This is a genomic window from Gemmatimonadaceae bacterium (assembly GCA_036496605.1).
Taxonomy (GTDB): Bacteria; Gemmatimonadota; Gemmatimonadetes; order Gemmatimonadales; family Gemmatimonadaceae; genus AG2.
The window spans coordinates 33,361-48,565 of the sequence record DASXKV010000048.1 but is presented as its reverse complement, the minus strand read 5'-3'; the positions used below and the strand labels follow the sequence as shown (position 1 = coordinate 48,565).

The window sequence follows — 15,205 nt, the reverse complement described above, 5'->3', positions numbered from 1 at the left end:
ACTCTGAGGACAAATGGCCGAGGCCTCCGCGATCGTCAAAGGCACTCTCGACGTGCTGCTGCTCAAGGCGCTCACCTGGACGCCAATGCACGGATTCGAGATCACGCAGTGGCTCGAGGCGCGATCGGCCGGCGCCGTCGGCGTCCGGGACAGCGCGCTGTATCAGGCCCTCCATCGCATGGAAGAGCGCGGCCTCGTCGCCAGCGATTGGGGCGTCACCGCCAACAATCAACGCGCCCGCTATTACAAGACCACGAGAGCCGGCCGCAAGTGGCTCGCGGACGAAACCGCGCAGTGGGTGCGCTATGCCGGCGCGGTGACTGCTATTCTCACCTCCTCTCCGCGCGGAGGTTGAGAGGATCATCATGCGCACTCCCGAAATTCGCCCAGGTATTCGTCGTCTCTTTCGATTGCCAGGCCGGCGCGACGCGCAGCGCGAGGCCGACGACGAGATCCGCCTTCATCTCGAGCTCCGCACACAGCAGCTGATAGCCGACGGCATGGCGCCACAGGATGCACGCGCCGAAGCCGAACGGCGATTCGGCGTCGTCCACGACGCACGCATCCTGTTTCGTCAGTCGAACGAGCGGCGCGACCTCAGCGCGCGACTGCGTGACTGGCTCGAAGACGTTAGGCAGGACCTTCGGTATGCGATTCGCACGCTGCGACGAGACGTGAGCTTTACGACGTTCGCCATCGCAACCATTGCGTTTGGCATCGGGGCGAGCGTCACGGTCTTCAGCCTCGTGAATGGATTACTGTTGCGCCCTCTGCCCTTTCGCGATGCCAGGCACCTCGTCTGGATCTCGAACGTCGCGGACGATGGCGTGTCCGAGTGGCGCACACAGGTCGCACACGCTCTCGACATGCGCGCGCGAAGTCGGTCGCTCTCGGACCTCGCCGGCTATTACGCGTTCTACAGCATCGGCAATTCGGCACTCACAAGCGGAAGCGACGTTCAGCGTTTCACGAACGTCTCCGTAACCTGCAACTTCTTTCCATTTCTTGGAGTCACTCCCATCCTCGGCCGGTCGTTCACCACGGACGAATGCCGCTACGGAGCCGGCGCTGCGATCCTGTTGACAGAGGATCTCTGGCGTCGCCGGTTCGGAGCCGATCGCGACATCGTTGGGCAACGCATCACCCTGGACAACGCTCCGGCGACAGTCATCGGTGTGCTGCCCGGCTCGTTCGACTTCGCTTCCGTGTTCAGCCCGGGCACCCCGGCTGACCTCTTCAGCGCATTTCCGCTCAGCGACGAGACGAGCCGCCAGGGCAATACGCTCGCTCTGGTCGGTCGACTGAAACCGGGCGTGTCCATCGATCAGGCGCGCGGGGAGCTCACGTCGCTCGGAAAGGAGCTCACCGCAAACAACCCACGTCGCAATACACTTCGGCCGAAAGTCGTTGCGCTCGATGCGCGAATCAAAGGCGCGTTCCGGCCGGCGCTGTGGACACTGGCTGGTGCAGTCGCGGTAGTGATGCTCATCGTCTGTGCGAATCTTTCGAGCCTGCAGTACGCGCGCAGCGTCGGCCGGCAGCGTGAGTTTGCCGTGCGGCTCGCACTCGGTGCGGCGCGCAGCCGCCTCGCTCGCCAGGCGTTCACCGAGAGTCTGCTCGTGTCGGGCGGAGGAGCACTGTTAGGCTTCGCGATGAGCGTGTTCGCAACGCGCTTCGTCTCGTACCTCAGCGCGTTCAGTCTCCCGCTGCTGAGTCGCGTTCAGGTTGACGGCTCGACCCTGGCGATGACAATCGGCCTATCAGTCAGTGTTGGGTTGGCGATTGGGCTGTTGCCCGCGCTGCGAGCACCGAACGATGTCAGCGATACGCTCAAGCACGGGCAGCGCGGCGCGGCGGGGGATCGAAGCCACACGCGCGCGCGGAGCGCGCTCGTGATGGCGGAAATTGCCGCCGCATGCGTACTGCTCGTCGGCGCTGGACTCCTCGTCAGAAGTTTCGAAAACGTCATCAACCAGCAGCTGGGCTATCGCCCAGAACATCTCGCGACGGTTCGCGTCGATCCGGCGTCCGGGTTTCCCGATCTTGCGCGCGCCACTCTGTACTACGACGAAGTGTTGCGTCGCGTGCGCGTGCTGCCGGGTGTGACCAATGCCGCGCTGGCCGATGTGCTTCCGTTTTCGGGCGACCGCAGCTGGAGCGTCGGCGCCGCCGGCCACGTCTACGAACGCGGGCAGGAACCCGAAACATTCGTTCGCGTCGTCAGCGACGACTATTTCAAAACGATGGGTATTCCCATCCGCGCAGGACGCGACTTCAGTGTCGGCGACACACCTGAAAGCGGGCATGTGGTGGCCGTTAACGAGACGCTCGCGCGCACGTTGTGGCCTCATCTCGATCCGATCGGCCAGATGACCGACGCGCTCCCGGGTGGAGCGCGGGTAATCGCCGTCGTGGGCGACGTTCGGCATCAGGCATTGGAGCACGCCTTTACGAACGAAGTGTACTTCCCAATGCGGCAGATGCCGGATTATGGGAGCGCTAATCTGATTGTGCGTGGCGTGCTCCCTGTCGGCGAGCTCGCCACGGCCGTTCGATCGACGCTCCTCCCCGTTGCGCCAAACCTGCCCAAGAGCGAATGGCGATCGCTGCAGGATCTCGTCGATAGCGTCGCGTCGCCACGCCGGTTTGTCGTATTGCTCGTCAGCGGTTTCGCGATTTTCGCACTGTTGCTTGCCGCGCTCGGCGTTTATGCGCTCGTGTCCTATGGCGTCACGCAGCGCACTCGAGAGATCGGCATCCGCATCGCTCTTGGCGCCTCGGCGCGCCGAGTCCGCACCAGCATCCTATCGCAAACGCTCACGCTCGCTGCGACTGGATTGGCGCTTGGCGTTCTCATGGCGGTCGCCTTCGGCCGGTTGCTGCGCGGCTTGTTGTTCGGGATCGGTACGTTCGATCTGACGAGCTACAGCAGCGCGCTGGTGATCCTCGTCGGCGTTGCTCTCGTGGCGGGCTACGTTCCGGCGATGCGTGCGTCCCGAGTCGATCCGAGCGTCGCACTGCGCGATGGCTGACGCGCGTGTCGACGGTGCCGGCAGCCGACCGCATCGCACTCAAAGGCCCGCAAAAACTTCCGTGAGTGAAATCTCAACTTCCAACGAAAGCGTCGGCACGCGCCAGCGCAGCACATCCAGAGCGATGTCCCCCTCCCTGTCCCCCCGTCCACCAGCGCGCGAGACCTCCACCGACTTGTTCCAGCGATCGACCAACCACACTTCCTGCACACCGAGCGCAATGTAGGCGTCGCGCTTGATTTCACGATCGTAAACCCGAGACGACCGGCTCAGCACCTCGACCGCGAGCCAATGCTCGTCGATCGCTTCCCACTTCGCATCGATGGGGTAGCGCGCTGGGAAAACTAGAATGTCCGGCTCGAGTTGCGTTTTCGGTGGCACCGTGATGGCACCCGGACCCACAACGTGTGCGTCACCCGAGACCATAACTGCCTTCATCAGCCGAAATTGCAGGCGACTCACGATGATCTGATGCGCATACGATGGAGCAGGCGTCACCAGCAGTACGCCGTCCAGCAGCTCATAGCGATTCCCGTCGTTAGGGAGTCGCTCGAGGTCGGCGATGGTGTATCGGGGGACGCTGACGGCCATGGCCATACACTACCTCCTCGGCAATGATCCTGTCCACTCGGCATCGCGGAAGAGTCACGCGCTGCTCGGCCGGGCCCGGCACCGAATCACTGCGATCCGCACCAATTGGCGGCAAGCGTCTGCCGCCCGGTTGCCTTCTCGTCCTCGGACATCGACTTGCTCACGTGGCTGCGCGTCAAAGGCGACCGGCAGTCCGCCTTTCTCCGTCTGGCGCAGTGTGACAGTTCTGTCAAAACGAGTCAGTAAACATCACGTTAGGCGTGTTAATGGAGTGATTTTGACAGTGCTGTCACACCAGGTCTCTTGAGAGCACGTCAACCAAGGCGGAGGAGCAAATCATGCTGGACGGCAGATTGCATTCGGGAGTCACGATGCGCACTTGGCGAGGTGTCGGCCTGCTGACAACACTCGCACTCGCTGCATCATGCCGTTCGCATAAGCCAGAAACAGTCGTCATCCCGATCGGCGCACGAGAGCGCGTCATTGGCGGCGGATCGCTCGAGCTCGACGCATTCGAGTGGCCTGGTGACGGGACGCCGCTCATAATGCTTCATGGGTTGGGCGGCAACGCCGCGTCCTGGGGCCCGATCATCTCTCGACTTTCAGGACGACACGTGATCGCCTTGGACCTTCCGGGTCACGGCGCGAGTCCAACTCCAGCGAGCTGGGATTTTCATCTGCTTGCGCGTGACATCGTAACGGCGGTTGATAGGGAATGGCCGGGTGAGCACATCTGGATTGGGCACTCGTGGGGCGGGAAGCTCGCCGTCGCCGCCGCAGCAGCCGACAGCGCACACACACGCGGCGTCGTTCTCGTCGATGCAGTGCAAGCATCGCCACTCTCAATCGCGGATCCCGTCGCAGCAGTGAATCAACGATTCGTCGGTGAGCTCGACCCGTGGCCGAATCTCGATTCAGCGCTCGCCGCAGTCCGCAACCTTCCGCAGTTCTCTCCTTGGACGCCCGATGTGGAGATAGCGTTCCGTCGAGCGGTTGTCGTTCAACCTAATGGACGGGTCGTTCCGCTGCTGACGCGCCAGAAGGGAGCAGCCATCATCCAAACGTTGGCAACCGATCTGACACGGGATGTGTCGAGCATACCGGCACCGGTCCTCGTACTGAGCGCGCCGAGTAGTGTTTTTGAAACTGCTCACCGAGCGCTGTTTCCGCGTGCTGAATTCGTGACGCTCACCGGTAATCACTGGCTTCAGATTTCCAACCCTGAGGGCACCGCCAGTGCGATCGTGTCGTGGTTACAGCGCAATCGCCTATGAACGGAGCGGCGACTGCTTCCTGCAACGTGCGCCCATTCACGCTGATCGCGAGCAGTCCCGTCGGCCCGGCTAAACTGCCCTCGCCGCCCATGACCGAACGGCTTGCGCTATCGATCGAGATTAGCTGACCTTAGTCCATGCGCAAAGTGAGTGTGCACGAGGCCAGGACGAACCTGTCCAAGCTGCTCGAAGAGGTTCAGGCTGGCGAGCGCGTCGTGATCGCACGCGCTGGCACGCCCGTAGCCGTCCTCGTGCCGTTCCGGACTGCCATTCGCCGCCGCCGCCTCGGGCTGGCTCGCGGACGAATCGTCATTCATGCTGACTTCGACCAGCTTCCCCCCGACATCACCAGCGCCTTCGGTGACGAGCCGTCGTGAAGGTATTCGTCGACACGCATGTTCTCCTGTGGGCCATCACTGCCGTGATCCATTCGATCGCCTGCTCATCGCGCACGCGCTCGACGAAGGCTACACCATCGCCACGCACGATCCGGCCTTTGCTCAGTACGGCGTCGATGTCATCGAAGCGTGAGGTCTTGCCCATCCTTTCACGACTCCGGCGACGTCAGCCAGCGATGGCTAAACCAGTCTGCGCTTCGCGTTCCACCACATCAACACGCCCGTGACAGCCTGCGTGGCGAGAAGGAACGCGCCCAGCATCCAGAGAATCTGCGTCGGCATGCCGTAGATATCGCCTGTGTGCAACGATCGTTTGATGTCGATCATGTGCTGTCCAGCTTCCGCCGTTCGCGTACTCATCGCCAGCAGCACCGTCCCCCGGTACTTGTCGACGAACACTCGGCTGCGTCCCGCGGGCGTGTGGTCCTCTGGATACTTGAGCTGCACCATCGCCGGAAGCTTCGGCCCGGGCGGCAGCTGAATGTTCATAATCGCGGCACCGGGGACAGATGCTCGCGCCGCCGCCGCGATGGAATCCAGAGACAGCAGTGGCATCCCCGGATCGGCTGCCGGCTGAGAAGGAATGCGAGGCGTCGGCGAACTGGTCAACTTTCGCATCCACTCATCGACGGTCGCATAACGAACCCAGATGCCGGTGGACGTGATGATGAGCAGGACCACCGCCGCCCAGATTCCGAGCGAGTGGTGGAGATCGAAGTTGATCCGTTTCCACGACCCGCTCGTGTTCACGCGCCAGAGCTTGTCCCGCCACCAGACGACGACGCCGCTGAGGACGAGGAAGAGGGCGACGAAGGTCACGCCAACGACAATCGCATTGCCAACTCGGCCGCCGAGGAGTTGCGTGTGGAGGAGGTGCACCTTCCGCATGAACGCCACCAGCGGATCGGGGCCCGGCGGGCTCGTTAGGATCGCGCCGGTGTATGGGTTAACCAAGATGTTAGACGTCGAGAGGACGACGCCCCAAGCGACGTCGGGCGAGTCGCCCAAGCTCATCATCACCACATCGCCGCCGCCCGCTGTCGCGCGCGCACGCATAACCAGTGTGTCGAGCGGCAAGGGAGAACCGGCCGGCACCACGTGCGGCTGTCGCGCGCGGCTGACGGGTCCTTCGAGCACGAGCAGGCCGCCGCTTACCGCGACGACCACGAGAAAGACCGCGACGACGAGTCCGAGGCAGCGATGAGCGATCAAGAAGGCGCGATGCATGCTCGTCTCCGGACCGGCCGATCAGCAATCCAATGGATCTGCGACGGCATGAGCGTCTTCGAATGCTGTGTGTCGAAGCTGCGGCGTCAATGCTTTCGGCGGCTCGCCAGGCGCAGAAGAAACCGCGCGGAGCGCGCGCTCGAACCCCGGCGACGAAAACACGAAGAAGTTGGATAACGTGTCGGGGCCGGCATTGGTTACGCCGATGCACGTCCCCTGTGGTATGTAGACCGTTGCTCCCGCTGACGCCGTCATGAACTTGTTCCCTAGCTGCACTCGTGCGGTTCCACGAGTGATGACAATAATCTCATCCTCTTGGAGATGTCGATGAATGCCGATGGCATCGCCGGGCGGCAGCTCGGAGAATCCGAGTACCATGCGCTGAGAGCCCGTATTTACTGGATCCACTTTTATGAGCAGTGGCGCCGTACCACCGCGCAGAAAACGTCTTTCACCTCCGCCGGCTGGAATCACGGTCGGTTGCGGCGGCATAGGATTCGTCTGGGAGCCGGAAAGGGCGCCGCCAGGATGACAGCCCAAAACGAACGCGAGAATAGGGCCCGGCAGATGGACTCTTCGCATTTTCACCTCGGATGTCCCCCTCAACGTTGGCAATCTTCTAGTCGTCATCCGTTGCTGCCTAACTGCATACGGTCGTGCACGCGGACGAAATTGATCTTCGCACTCACGACTTTGGTCGAATCCTTCTTCCATGGCTGCGTCGACATCGTGAACAGCAGTGCCGGGATCGAGATGTTCACTCGACCAAACTCGGTTCACCGTGCGACGTGGTCTGGCGCTTGCTCAGTTTGGTCGCGCCATGAAGAACGATGGGCCCATGCATCACGTCGACGATTGGGAAGAGTCGCTGGCTGCTCGCTACCCGGCTGCTGACTCGCTCCCGGCGCATGATAGCAGCAGTGCAGGCGCCGCGTTCCGCGACTACTCGCAGAACGTCCGTCCGGGGATTCGCGAGTTCTATCGATTGAACCATCGCCATCAGACAGTCGACTTCGTCGAAGCCAAGAAGCGGCAATACCTGCCTCTGCGCACCAAGCGCATGGGCGTCTGGGAGGGTATGGAGTTCCTGAATACGCTGATCGATGACAGCGATCCGGACGCGGATTTCAGCCAAATCGAGCACCTGCTCCAGACAGCGGAGGCGATCCGCCAGGATGGCCACCCACGGTGGTTCGTCCTCACCGGACTCGTGCACGACCTCGGCAAGATTCTGTATCTATTCGGCGAACCCCAGTGGGCAGTGGTCGGCGATACGTTCCCGGTGGGTTGCGCATTCAGCGACAAGGTGGTGTTCCCCGAGTTCTTCGCCGAGAACCCGGACAAACAGACGCCCGAGTACCAGACGGCCTGCGGCATCTACTCCGAGGGATGCGGCCTCGACGACGTGCACCTCTCTTGGGGGCATGACGAGTACATGTATCACGTCGCGAAGGATTACCTGCCAGCCGAGGCGCTCGCGATGATCCGCTATCACTCGTGCTATGCGATCCACCGCGAAGGCGGGTACACCCATCTGCTGAACGAGCAGGATCGCCAGATGCTAAAATGGGTGCGGGCGTTCAATTCCTACGATCTCTACTCCAAGGGTCACGAACGGCCCAACGTGCGTAGCTTGCGCCCGTACTATGAGGAACTGATCGCTGAGTACTTCCCGCCAGTACTCGATTGGTAAGTCGGCATCAGAGTCCCGCAAAAGTCTCGGTGAGCAGAATGTCGATGTCCAACTCGAGCGTTGGCATATGCCAGTGCAGGACGTCGCGTACGATCTTCGCTGGCGCGCTCGCGCGCGACACCTCCACCACTTTCCTCCAGCGATCGACGAGCCAAACTTCTTGCACACCGAGCGCGATGTAGGCGTCGCGTTTGATCTCGCGATCATAGACGCGGGATGACCGGCTCAACACCTCCACGGCGAGCCAGTGCTCGTCGATCTCTTCCCACTTGGAGTCGACTGGGAAGCGCGCCGGGTGAACCAGAATGTCCGGCTCCAGTTGCGTTCTCGGAGGCACCGTTATGGCTCCCGGACCGACGACCTGCGCGAAACCCGGGACCATTAGCGCTTGCGTAAGGCGAAAATGCAAGCGATTCGCAATGATCTGATGCGCGTGCGATGGCGCCGGAGTCACAATCAGAACTCCGTCCAGCAGCTCGTAGCGGCTTCCGTCGTTAGGGAACCGCTCGAGATCGGCAATGGTGTACCGCGGGACGCTGATCGCCATGGCCATACACTACCTCCTCGGCGCTGCACCTGTCTACTCGGCATCGGCAGACACTGGCACTGCGCAGAGTCCGGTCCGTCACCGAATCAGTTCGGAACGGCGCGAAGTAACGATGCGTTTCAGCGCTTGGCCGAATCCGAATGATGCCACCACACTTTCGCGACCTCAGCAATATGCGGCGTGACTCGTTCCGTCTCTTGCCACGTTCGCGGAGTGCCGAGCATTGTATGGCAATGCCTCTCACGCATCGAACCTATCCGAAGCGCTGGACCGCGTACGACGTTCGCGCGCTCATGGAAGCGTCGCCGACACATTGGCCTCGCTACGAGGCGATCGACGGCGAGTTGATCGTGACGCCGGCACCGCGGCTCGCTCACCAGGAAATGCTCGAACTGCTCCGTGATGTACTCAAGCCGTACGTCGCGCACCACGCACTCGGCCGCGTCCTCGGCAGTCCGGCCGATCTCGAGCTCGAGAAAGACTCGATCATCCAGCCCGACCTCTTCGTCGTGCCTGCCGCGCTCTCGCACGCACGCGACTGGGTCGAGATCACAACGTTGCTCCTCGCCATCGAAGTTCTCTCGCCCAGCAGCCGGACGCGAGACCGAGTGATCAAGCGGCGCTTCCTTCAGCGCGTCGCCGTGCCGGAGTACTGGGTCGTCGACCTGTCTCGCCGGCTGGTCGAGCGATGGCGGCCTGGCGATCGCCACGCCGAAGTGCTCGCCTCGTCGTTGCTCTGGCCCCGCCCGGGCCTAACGAGTCGCTGACGATCGACCTCGTGTCGTTGTTCGACGTCGTCGGCGCCTACGCTCCGAACGCTACGCCACCGCGTTCTGGGCGATGACCTCGCGGTAGAACGCGGCGCTCAACTTGGGCGTGCGACGCTGTGTGGCGTAGTCCACATAGTGGAGGCCGAACCGGTTCCCGTACCCGTCGGCCCACTCGAAGTTGTCCATCAGGCTCCAGAGGAAGTAGCCCTGCACGGGCACGCCGTCGGCCACGGCGCGCTGGAGCTGACTGAGATAGTTGCGCAGGAACATGATGCGGTCGGTGTCGTACACCTTCCCGTCCGCGGCGGGAAGGTCCGACGAGGAAGTCCCGTTTTCTGTGATATAAATTTCCTTCACGTTCCAGATCTTCGCGACATGGTGCGGGCCCCAGTACAACACCTCTGGTCCTATAAACAGCCACGGCGAGATCATGTGCGGGTACGACGGCGGATTCGGCACGACGGCATAACCGCTCGGACCCGCGTCGGCGCGCACGAACGTTGGCTGATAGATGTTGATGCCGACGAAATCCATAGGTGTAGAGATCGTCGTTAGGTCTTCCCGCGTGACTCGCGGCGCATCAGCGCCCATGCGCGCGACGTATGCATCCGTGTACTTCCCTTCCATGATGACGGTGAGGTACTGGGAGTTGATGTCGCGCGTCGCCTTCTCCGCCGCGGCAATGTGTTCCGCGCTCTCGATCACCGGCACGCCCACCACGAGGTTCTCCGCCAACCCTACCCGTGTGCCCGATTTGCCGTTGGCGCGGATGGCTTGCACCGCGAGCCCGTGGCCGAGCACACCGTTATGACGCGCCTGATAGAGGCGCGCGGGCGGCAGCTTGATTCCCGGCGCGTGGATGCCGATGCCGTACCCCAGCTCCATGAAAGCGCCGAATTCATTGATCGTGAAAATGCGCTTCACGCGATCGGTGAGGTGCTGAGCGACATAGCCGGCGTACTTTCCGAACGCTTCCGACGTTTCACGCGACTCCCAGCCGCCGACACGATCCTGGAGCGCCTGCGGCAAGTCCCAGTGGTAGAGCGTGGCGAAGGGCTCGATGCCGTTGGCCAACAGCTCGTCCACGAGGCGGTTGTAGAAGTCGAGGCCCTTGGCGTTAGGCGCGCCGCTTCCCTTGGGGAACACCCGTGGCCATGCGATTGAGAATCTGTATGCCTTGACGCCGAGCGCTTTCATGAGCTGGACGTCGTCCTTGTAGCGATGGTAGTGGTCGTCGGCGACGTCACCGGTGGCGTTGTTGGCGACTTTCCCGGGCGTATGGGAGAAGCTGTCCCAGATCGACGGCAGGCGTCCGTCTTCGGCGACGGCGCCCTCGACTTGATAGGACGCGGTTGCGGTTCCCCAGAGGAAGCCCGTCGGGAACGAGCGCGGCGACGCGGCCGCCTGGGCGGCGTGTGCCGCCTGCCTGACGAGGGGGACGTTCGCGGCGCCGAGCGCGGCGGCACCCGTGAGCTTGGCGAAGGTTCGGCGGGAGAGCTGGTCGGTCATCGGCGGGGCCTTGGCGGAGGGAAGGACGCATATTCTCGCGATCAGTCAATCTCTGTAAAGGCGCGAAGTGCGAAAGAGCGCGAAGTTCCAGACTGCGCGAGCCGTTTGGGAACTCTGCGCTTCAGCAGATGCTCAGAGCCCCAGGACGAGTCGTAAGCCGCGGTCGATCCGCTCGCGCACGAGCGGCGGTAGTTTGCCGGCGCGCTCCGTCAGCACCTCTCGATCGACCGTGACGATCTGCGAGATATTGGCCACTGAATCTTTGGGAAGGCCAGCGTCTCGCTTGGCCACGACGACGTTCCCCGGTGCATCCGCGAGGCGAAGGTTGGAGCTCAACACGACACACACGACGGTCTGAATGCGGCTCCTGTTGAACGCATTGATCTGAACGACGACGAGCGGCCGGCGAAATCCCGGCGCTGATCCACGCGGCTCCTCGAGCTCCGCCCACCACACGTCACCGCGCTCGATCACCAATCGTTTCGCTTCACGACGCGTCGCTGCGCGCGACGAACCGGCTCATCGACGGCCGACGATTCGGCGGTGTAGACCGCATCGAGCTGCTCGGTCACTCGGCCGTGCCGATGTTTGGCGACGTACTCCGCCAGCGCCTCGGCGACCAGTCGGCTGCGGGGAATGCCGAGCTTGCGCGCGAGCACATCGACCGCCGCGAAGAGATCGTCCGGGAGGGAAATCGCTGTTTTCATACCCTCAGTATACCGCAGTTATACCTCTGCTGCAAATAGCGACCGCACGCGCGGGAAGGCTGGCGCCTATAGTAACGGTTGACGTTATGATCGCCACGCGTTATTATTACCAGTGATCCACAGTTTCGGCGATCGCGACACGGAACGGCTCTTCCGCCGAGAACGAGTTCGGCGTTTCCCGGCCGAACTCCACCGACTCATGCTACGCAAACTGGGGCTCGTTGATGCCGCCGAGTATTTGGCGGACCTGAGGGTCCCGCCCGGCAACCGCCTGGAAAAGCTCGAGGGCGATCGCGCCGGTCAGCACAGTATTGGCGTCAACGACCAATGGCGAATCTGTTTTCGGTGGAAGGACGGGGCACACGACATCGAACTGGTGGATTACCATCGGTAATCAAGGCGGCAAAGCGAAGGACGGTAACTATGGCGGCACATCGCAAACTCACACCAATCCATCCTGGCGAAGTACTCGCGCTCGATTTTCTCGAGCCGCTTGGTGTTTCCCAGTACCGATTGGCGAAGGACATCAGCGTACCGGCGCGCCGGATCAATGAGATCGTCCATGGCACGCGAGCGATTTCGGCGGACACGGCGCTGAGGCTGGCGCGGTATTTCGGCACCAGTGATCGCTTCTGGCTCAATCTGCAGGCGCGTTACGATCTCGAGGTGGAGCGTGATCACCTCGGCGCGAGACTCGAGAAAGAAGTTCGAGTTCTCGACCGCGCTAGCTGACGAACGTCGCGCGCCCTCGCCATTGTCTACACGTTGAACCGAATGTGCATGATGTCGCCGTCGTGCACGGCGTGGTCCTTTCCCTCGATCTGGAGCAGCCCCGCGTCCTTGACCGCCTGCTCCGAGCCGAGCCTCATGAACGTCGCGTACGGAATGACCTCTGCTCGAATGAAGCCCCGCTCCAGATCCGAGTGAATTCGGCCGGCCGCCTGACGAGCCAGCGTGCCGCGACGAATCGGCCACGCGCGCACCTCGTCCGCGCCGACGGTGAAGAACGAGATCAAATCCAATAGGTCGTACGCCGCACGAATAAAGCGCGCGAGTGCCGACTCGTATAAACCCAAATCCTCGAGAAATGCTGCCTGCTCTGCCGCATCGATCGTCGCGATCTCGGCCTCGACGCTGGCGGAGAGCACCAAGCCCCCAGCGTTCAGCGCTCCGATTCGGGCGGCAAGGTCGTTAGGCAGCGGCGCCGCCGCGCGTTCCTCGTCACGGTTGACCGCGACGAGCAGCGGCAGGTCGCTGAGGAAACCGTATCCCTTCAGCGCGCCGCGGTCCAACTCCGAGGCCGGGACGCTGCGGAGTGGCCGGCCATCTTCGAGAACGTTCCTCATCAGATCGAACTGGGCCAGTTCCCGCGGCGTCGCGTGGTCCTTCTGCCCGCGCCGCAAGCGACGCTCGACGATATCGAGGTCGGCGAATACACACTCGAGGTGAAAGGCGTCGAGGTCACGAAGAGGGTTCGGGTCGTCCTCGATCGCCGGATTCGTGAAGTCTCTCAGCACGAGACAGAGCGCGTCCTGCTCCCGAATCGGTTGGAGCGCCTTGGCGGACAGCCCCTTCCGCTCCGCGCCGCGCTCGCCCGGTATGTCGCAGAAGCTCATCTCGGCGTACGTTGTCTTCTTCGGCGAGAAGATCTTTGACAGCGCGTCGATCCTCTCGTCAGGCACGCGAACCGCACCGAGCCGGACCTCGCTCCCGTACCCAACGGGGACGACGAGTCCGGTCATCGTGTTGAACACCGTCGATTTCCCCGAGCCGGCGAATCCAACGAGACCAATCTTCATCGCCGAAGCGTGGCTCGCGACTTCATAGACGTCAACCAGTACCTCGAAGGATACGATACCTGAATCGGTAGACCTCCTATGCCTGAAAGATCCCACGCCCACCTCGGGCTCACGCTCGCCGCCATGCTCTTCGCTGCGGCGCCGATTCGCGCACAGGCGCCCGCCACCGTCACCGCACCCGGCGGCGCGTGCGCCGCGCTCCGAAGCTTGCGCCTCCCCGACGTCAGACTAACGGAAGTCGTCGACGCGCCCGACCCGCTCGACCACGGCGATCTGGCGCGGACGCCGCACTGCAGAGTGACGGGGGTGATCAGCAAGGAGATCCTCTTCGTCGTCACGCTGCCGGACAAATGGAATCAGCGTTTACTCATGGGCGGCAACGGTGGATTCGCCGGCTCGATCAATCGCGACGTCGCCCGCAACGCGACGTACGGCTACGTCACCGTCAGCACCAACACCGGCCATGCGGATCCGGCCGACGGCGCGGGCGCCAAATGGGCCCTGAACAACCCCGAGCGACAGATCAACTACGCCTTCCTCGGCGTGCATCGCACGGTGGAAGTTGCGAAGGTACTCACGAAGGCCTTCTACGGCGCCGAGCCGCGCTACTCCTACTTCGACGGCTGCTCCAACGGTGGACGCCAGGCCCTCATGGAAGTCGAGCGGTATCCCGAAGACTTCGACGGCGTGGTCGCAGGCGCACCGGCGATTCCGTTCACGAACATCTTCGCGTCGTTTGCTCGCAACGTGCGCGCCGCGTATCCGACTCCGGCGTATTTCGCGAAGCCCCTCGTGACGCAGGCGAACCTCGACCTGCTCGCCGCCCGCGTGCTCGACGCCTGCGACGCACTCGACGGTGTGAAAGACGGCGTGCTCGGCGATCCGCGCGACTGCAGGTTCAAGTTGTCGTCGCTGCCCGCGTGCCCTGACGACAAGGCGGCCGCGAGCTGCCTGACCAGGGCGCAGCGGCACGCGATCGAAACCATCTATTCGCCGCTCACGGACGCCGAGGGGAACGTGATCTATCCGGGCCAGCCGTTAGGCGGTGAAAACCTCCGCGGTGGCTGGGCAGTCTGGATCGCCGGCTCCGACAGCGTCATCGTGCACGACTTTCACTACCCGAGCCTGCAGCCGTTCTTCGCGATCGAAGGCGCGCGCTATCTGGTCTTCAACGATCCCTCGTGGGACTACACCCAGAGTCACGCTGACCTATATAAGGAAGGGCGTCGCATCTCGCCGATGTATGGCGCGGACGATCCAAACATCTCGAAGTTCGGCGCGCGGAAGGCAAAGCTGATTCTGTGGCACGGCTGGGCAGACCCCGCGCTGAATCCGCTCGAGACGATCAGGTACTACGAGCAGGTGCTTGCGAAGAATGCCAACGCGCGCGACTACGTGCGTCTATTCATGGAGCCGGGCGTGTTGCACTGCGCCGGCGGGAACGGTCCGTCGAACGTGGCGTGGTTGGCGACGATCGCGAAGTGGGTGGAGAACGGCGTCGCGCCGGAGCAGGTGGTCGCGACGAAACAGAATTCCACGGGTCAGGTGGTTCTCGCGCGTCCGTTGTGCGCGTATCCGAAGCGCGCTGTCTACAACGGAAGCGGCAGTCCGGACGAGGCGAACAGCTTCGCCTGCCGCGACCCGTGAGCCAGACGGCC

The 15,205-nt window shown here is 62.9% G+C and carries 19 protein-coding genes; 10 read left to right on the top strand and 9 right to left on the bottom strand.

Features of this window, described 5'->3' with window-relative positions; genetic code table 11:
• The first annotated feature begins 13 nt into the window (after nucleotides 1-13).
• On the top strand, nucleotides 14-355 hold the full coding sequence (locus VGH98_18205; GenBank protein ID HEY2377912.1) for a PadR family transcriptional regulator: 342 nt from the start codon (nucleotides 14-16) through the stop codon (nucleotides 353-355).
• Nucleotides 356-365: 10 nt separating this feature from the next.
• A complete protein-coding gene (locus tag VGH98_18200) occupies nucleotides 366-3,032 on the top strand; it encodes an ABC transporter permease (GenBank protein HEY2377911.1) in 2,667 nt (888 codons plus the stop codon).
• A 39-nt stretch (nucleotides 3,033-3,071) separates the two neighbouring features.
• On the opposite strand, the gene VGH98_18195 is transcribed toward VGH98_18200, so the two are convergent.
• Entirely contained in the window at nucleotides 3,072-3,629 is a 558-nt protein-coding gene (locus VGH98_18195; GenBank protein HEY2377910.1) for a Uma2 family endonuclease, read from the bottom strand.
• 365 nt (nucleotides 3,630-3,994) lie between these two features.
• On the opposite strand from VGH98_18195, the gene VGH98_18190 reads away from it, so the two are divergent.
• The 3 genes from VGH98_18190 to VGH98_18180 all read left to right on the top strand — a co-directional run bounded on the left by VGH98_18190 (nucleotide 3,995) and on the right by VGH98_18180 (nucleotide 5,428).
• The gene (locus VGH98_18190; GenBank protein HEY2377909.1) at nucleotides 3,995-4,897 is read left to right on the top strand and encodes an alpha/beta hydrolase; all 903 of its coding nucleotides are present in this window, start codon (nucleotides 3,995-3,997) and stop codon (nucleotides 4,895-4,897) included.
• A 137-nt stretch (nucleotides 4,898-5,034) separates the two neighbouring features.
• On the top strand, nucleotides 5,035-5,274 hold the full coding sequence (locus VGH98_18185) for a type II toxin-antitoxin system prevent-host-death family antitoxin (protein ID HEY2377908.1): 240 nt from the start codon (nucleotides 5,035-5,037) through the stop codon (nucleotides 5,272-5,274).
• 28 nt (nucleotides 5,275-5,302) lie between these two features.
• A complete protein-coding gene (locus VGH98_18180; protein ID HEY2377907.1) occupies nucleotides 5,303-5,428 on the top strand; it encodes a hypothetical protein in 126 nt (41 codons plus the stop codon).
• Between the two features lie 47 nt (nucleotides 5,429-5,475).
• Here the strand turns inward: VGH98_18180 and VGH98_18175 are convergent, their stop codons facing one another.
• The 3 genes from VGH98_18175 to VGH98_18165 form a co-directional block, all read right to left on the bottom strand.
• Nucleotides 5,476-6,522 (bottom strand): PepSY-associated TM helix domain-containing protein, encoded by a 1,047-nt coding sequence (locus VGH98_18175; protein ID HEY2377906.1) that lies wholly within the window; start codon nucleotides 6,520-6,522, stop codon nucleotides 5,476-5,478.
• Nucleotides 6,523-6,543: 21 nt separating this feature from the next.
• Complete coding sequence (locus VGH98_18170; protein ID HEY2377905.1) at nucleotides 6,544-6,900, bottom strand: cupin domain-containing protein; 357 nt, start codon at nucleotides 6,898-6,900, stop codon at nucleotides 6,544-6,546.
• A 248-nt stretch (nucleotides 6,901-7,148) separates the two neighbouring features.
• Nucleotides 7,149-7,283, bottom strand: coding sequence for a hypothetical protein (locus tag VGH98_18165; protein ID HEY2377904.1), 135 nt, complete (start codon nucleotides 7,281-7,283; stop codon nucleotides 7,149-7,151).
• A gap of 77 nt (nucleotides 7,284-7,360) precedes the next feature.
• Between VGH98_18165 and VGH98_18160 the strand changes: the two genes are divergently transcribed.
• Entirely contained in the window at nucleotides 7,361-8,215 is an 855-nt protein-coding gene (locus VGH98_18160) for an inositol oxygenase family protein (protein ID HEY2377903.1), read from the top strand.
• 7 nt (nucleotides 8,216-8,222) lie between these two features.
• Here VGH98_18160 and VGH98_18155 read toward each other — a convergent pair whose 3' ends face one another.
• Nucleotides 8,223-8,768 carry a Uma2 family endonuclease gene (locus VGH98_18155; GenBank protein HEY2377902.1) on the bottom strand — a complete coding sequence of 182 codons (546 nt, stop codon included), beginning with the start codon at nucleotides 8,766-8,768 and terminating at the stop codon, nucleotides 8,223-8,225.
• A gap of 221 nt (nucleotides 8,769-8,989) precedes the next feature.
• On the opposite strand from VGH98_18155, the gene VGH98_18150 reads away from it, so the two are divergent.
• The gene (locus VGH98_18150; protein HEY2377901.1) at nucleotides 8,990-9,529 is read left to right on the top strand and encodes a Uma2 family endonuclease; all 540 of its coding nucleotides are present in this window, start codon (nucleotides 8,990-8,992) and stop codon (nucleotides 9,527-9,529) included.
• Between the two features lie 51 nt (nucleotides 9,530-9,580).
• Here the strand turns inward: VGH98_18150 and VGH98_18145 are convergent, their stop codons facing one another.
• From VGH98_18145 to VGH98_18135, 3 genes are all read right to left on the bottom strand, one after another.
• On the bottom strand, nucleotides 9,581-11,041 hold the full coding sequence (locus tag VGH98_18145) for a GH1 family beta-glucosidase (protein ID HEY2377900.1): 1,461 nt from the start codon (nucleotides 11,039-11,041) through the stop codon (nucleotides 9,581-9,583).
• A gap of 132 nt (nucleotides 11,042-11,173) precedes the next feature.
• Nucleotides 11,174-11,515 carry a type II toxin-antitoxin system PemK/MazF family toxin gene (locus VGH98_18140; GenBank protein ID HEY2377899.1) on the bottom strand — a complete coding sequence of 114 codons (342 nt, stop codon included), beginning with the start codon at nucleotides 11,513-11,515 and terminating at the stop codon, nucleotides 11,174-11,176.
• Nucleotides 11,512-11,748: a ribbon-helix-helix domain-containing protein gene (locus VGH98_18135; GenBank protein HEY2377898.1), complete on the bottom strand. Its 237-nt coding sequence runs from the start codon at nucleotides 11,746-11,748 to the stop codon at nucleotides 11,512-11,514. Before VGH98_18135 ends, VGH98_18140 begins: the two co-directional genes overlap by 4 nt.
• Nucleotides 11,749-11,860: 112 nt before the next feature.
• Between VGH98_18135 and VGH98_18130 the strand changes: the two genes are divergently transcribed.
• Together VGH98_18130 and VGH98_18125 are read left to right on the top strand one after the other, a co-directional pair.
• On the top strand, nucleotides 11,861-12,142 hold the full coding sequence (locus VGH98_18130; GenBank protein HEY2377897.1) for a type II toxin-antitoxin system RelE/ParE family toxin: 282 nt from the start codon (nucleotides 11,861-11,863) through the stop codon (nucleotides 12,140-12,142).
• Nucleotides 12,143-12,171: 29 nt separating this feature from the next.
• Nucleotides 12,172-12,480: a HigA family addiction module antitoxin gene (locus VGH98_18125; protein ID HEY2377896.1), complete on the top strand. Its 309-nt coding sequence runs from the start codon at nucleotides 12,172-12,174 to the stop codon at nucleotides 12,478-12,480.
• Nucleotides 12,481-12,506: 26 nt separating this feature from the next.
• Here VGH98_18125 and VGH98_18120 read toward each other — a convergent pair whose 3' ends face one another.
• Complete coding sequence (locus VGH98_18120) at nucleotides 12,507-13,547, bottom strand: DUF933 domain-containing protein (protein ID HEY2377895.1); 1,041 nt, start codon at nucleotides 13,545-13,547, stop codon at nucleotides 12,507-12,509.
• Nucleotides 13,548-13,625: 78 nt separating this feature from the next.
• On the opposite strand from VGH98_18120, the gene VGH98_18115 reads away from it, so the two are divergent.
• The gene (locus tag VGH98_18115) at nucleotides 13,626-15,194 is read left to right on the top strand and encodes a tannase/feruloyl esterase family alpha/beta hydrolase (protein HEY2377894.1); all 1,569 of its coding nucleotides are present in this window, start codon (nucleotides 13,626-13,628) and stop codon (nucleotides 15,192-15,194) included.
• Nucleotides 15,195-15,205: the final 11 nt, after the last annotated feature.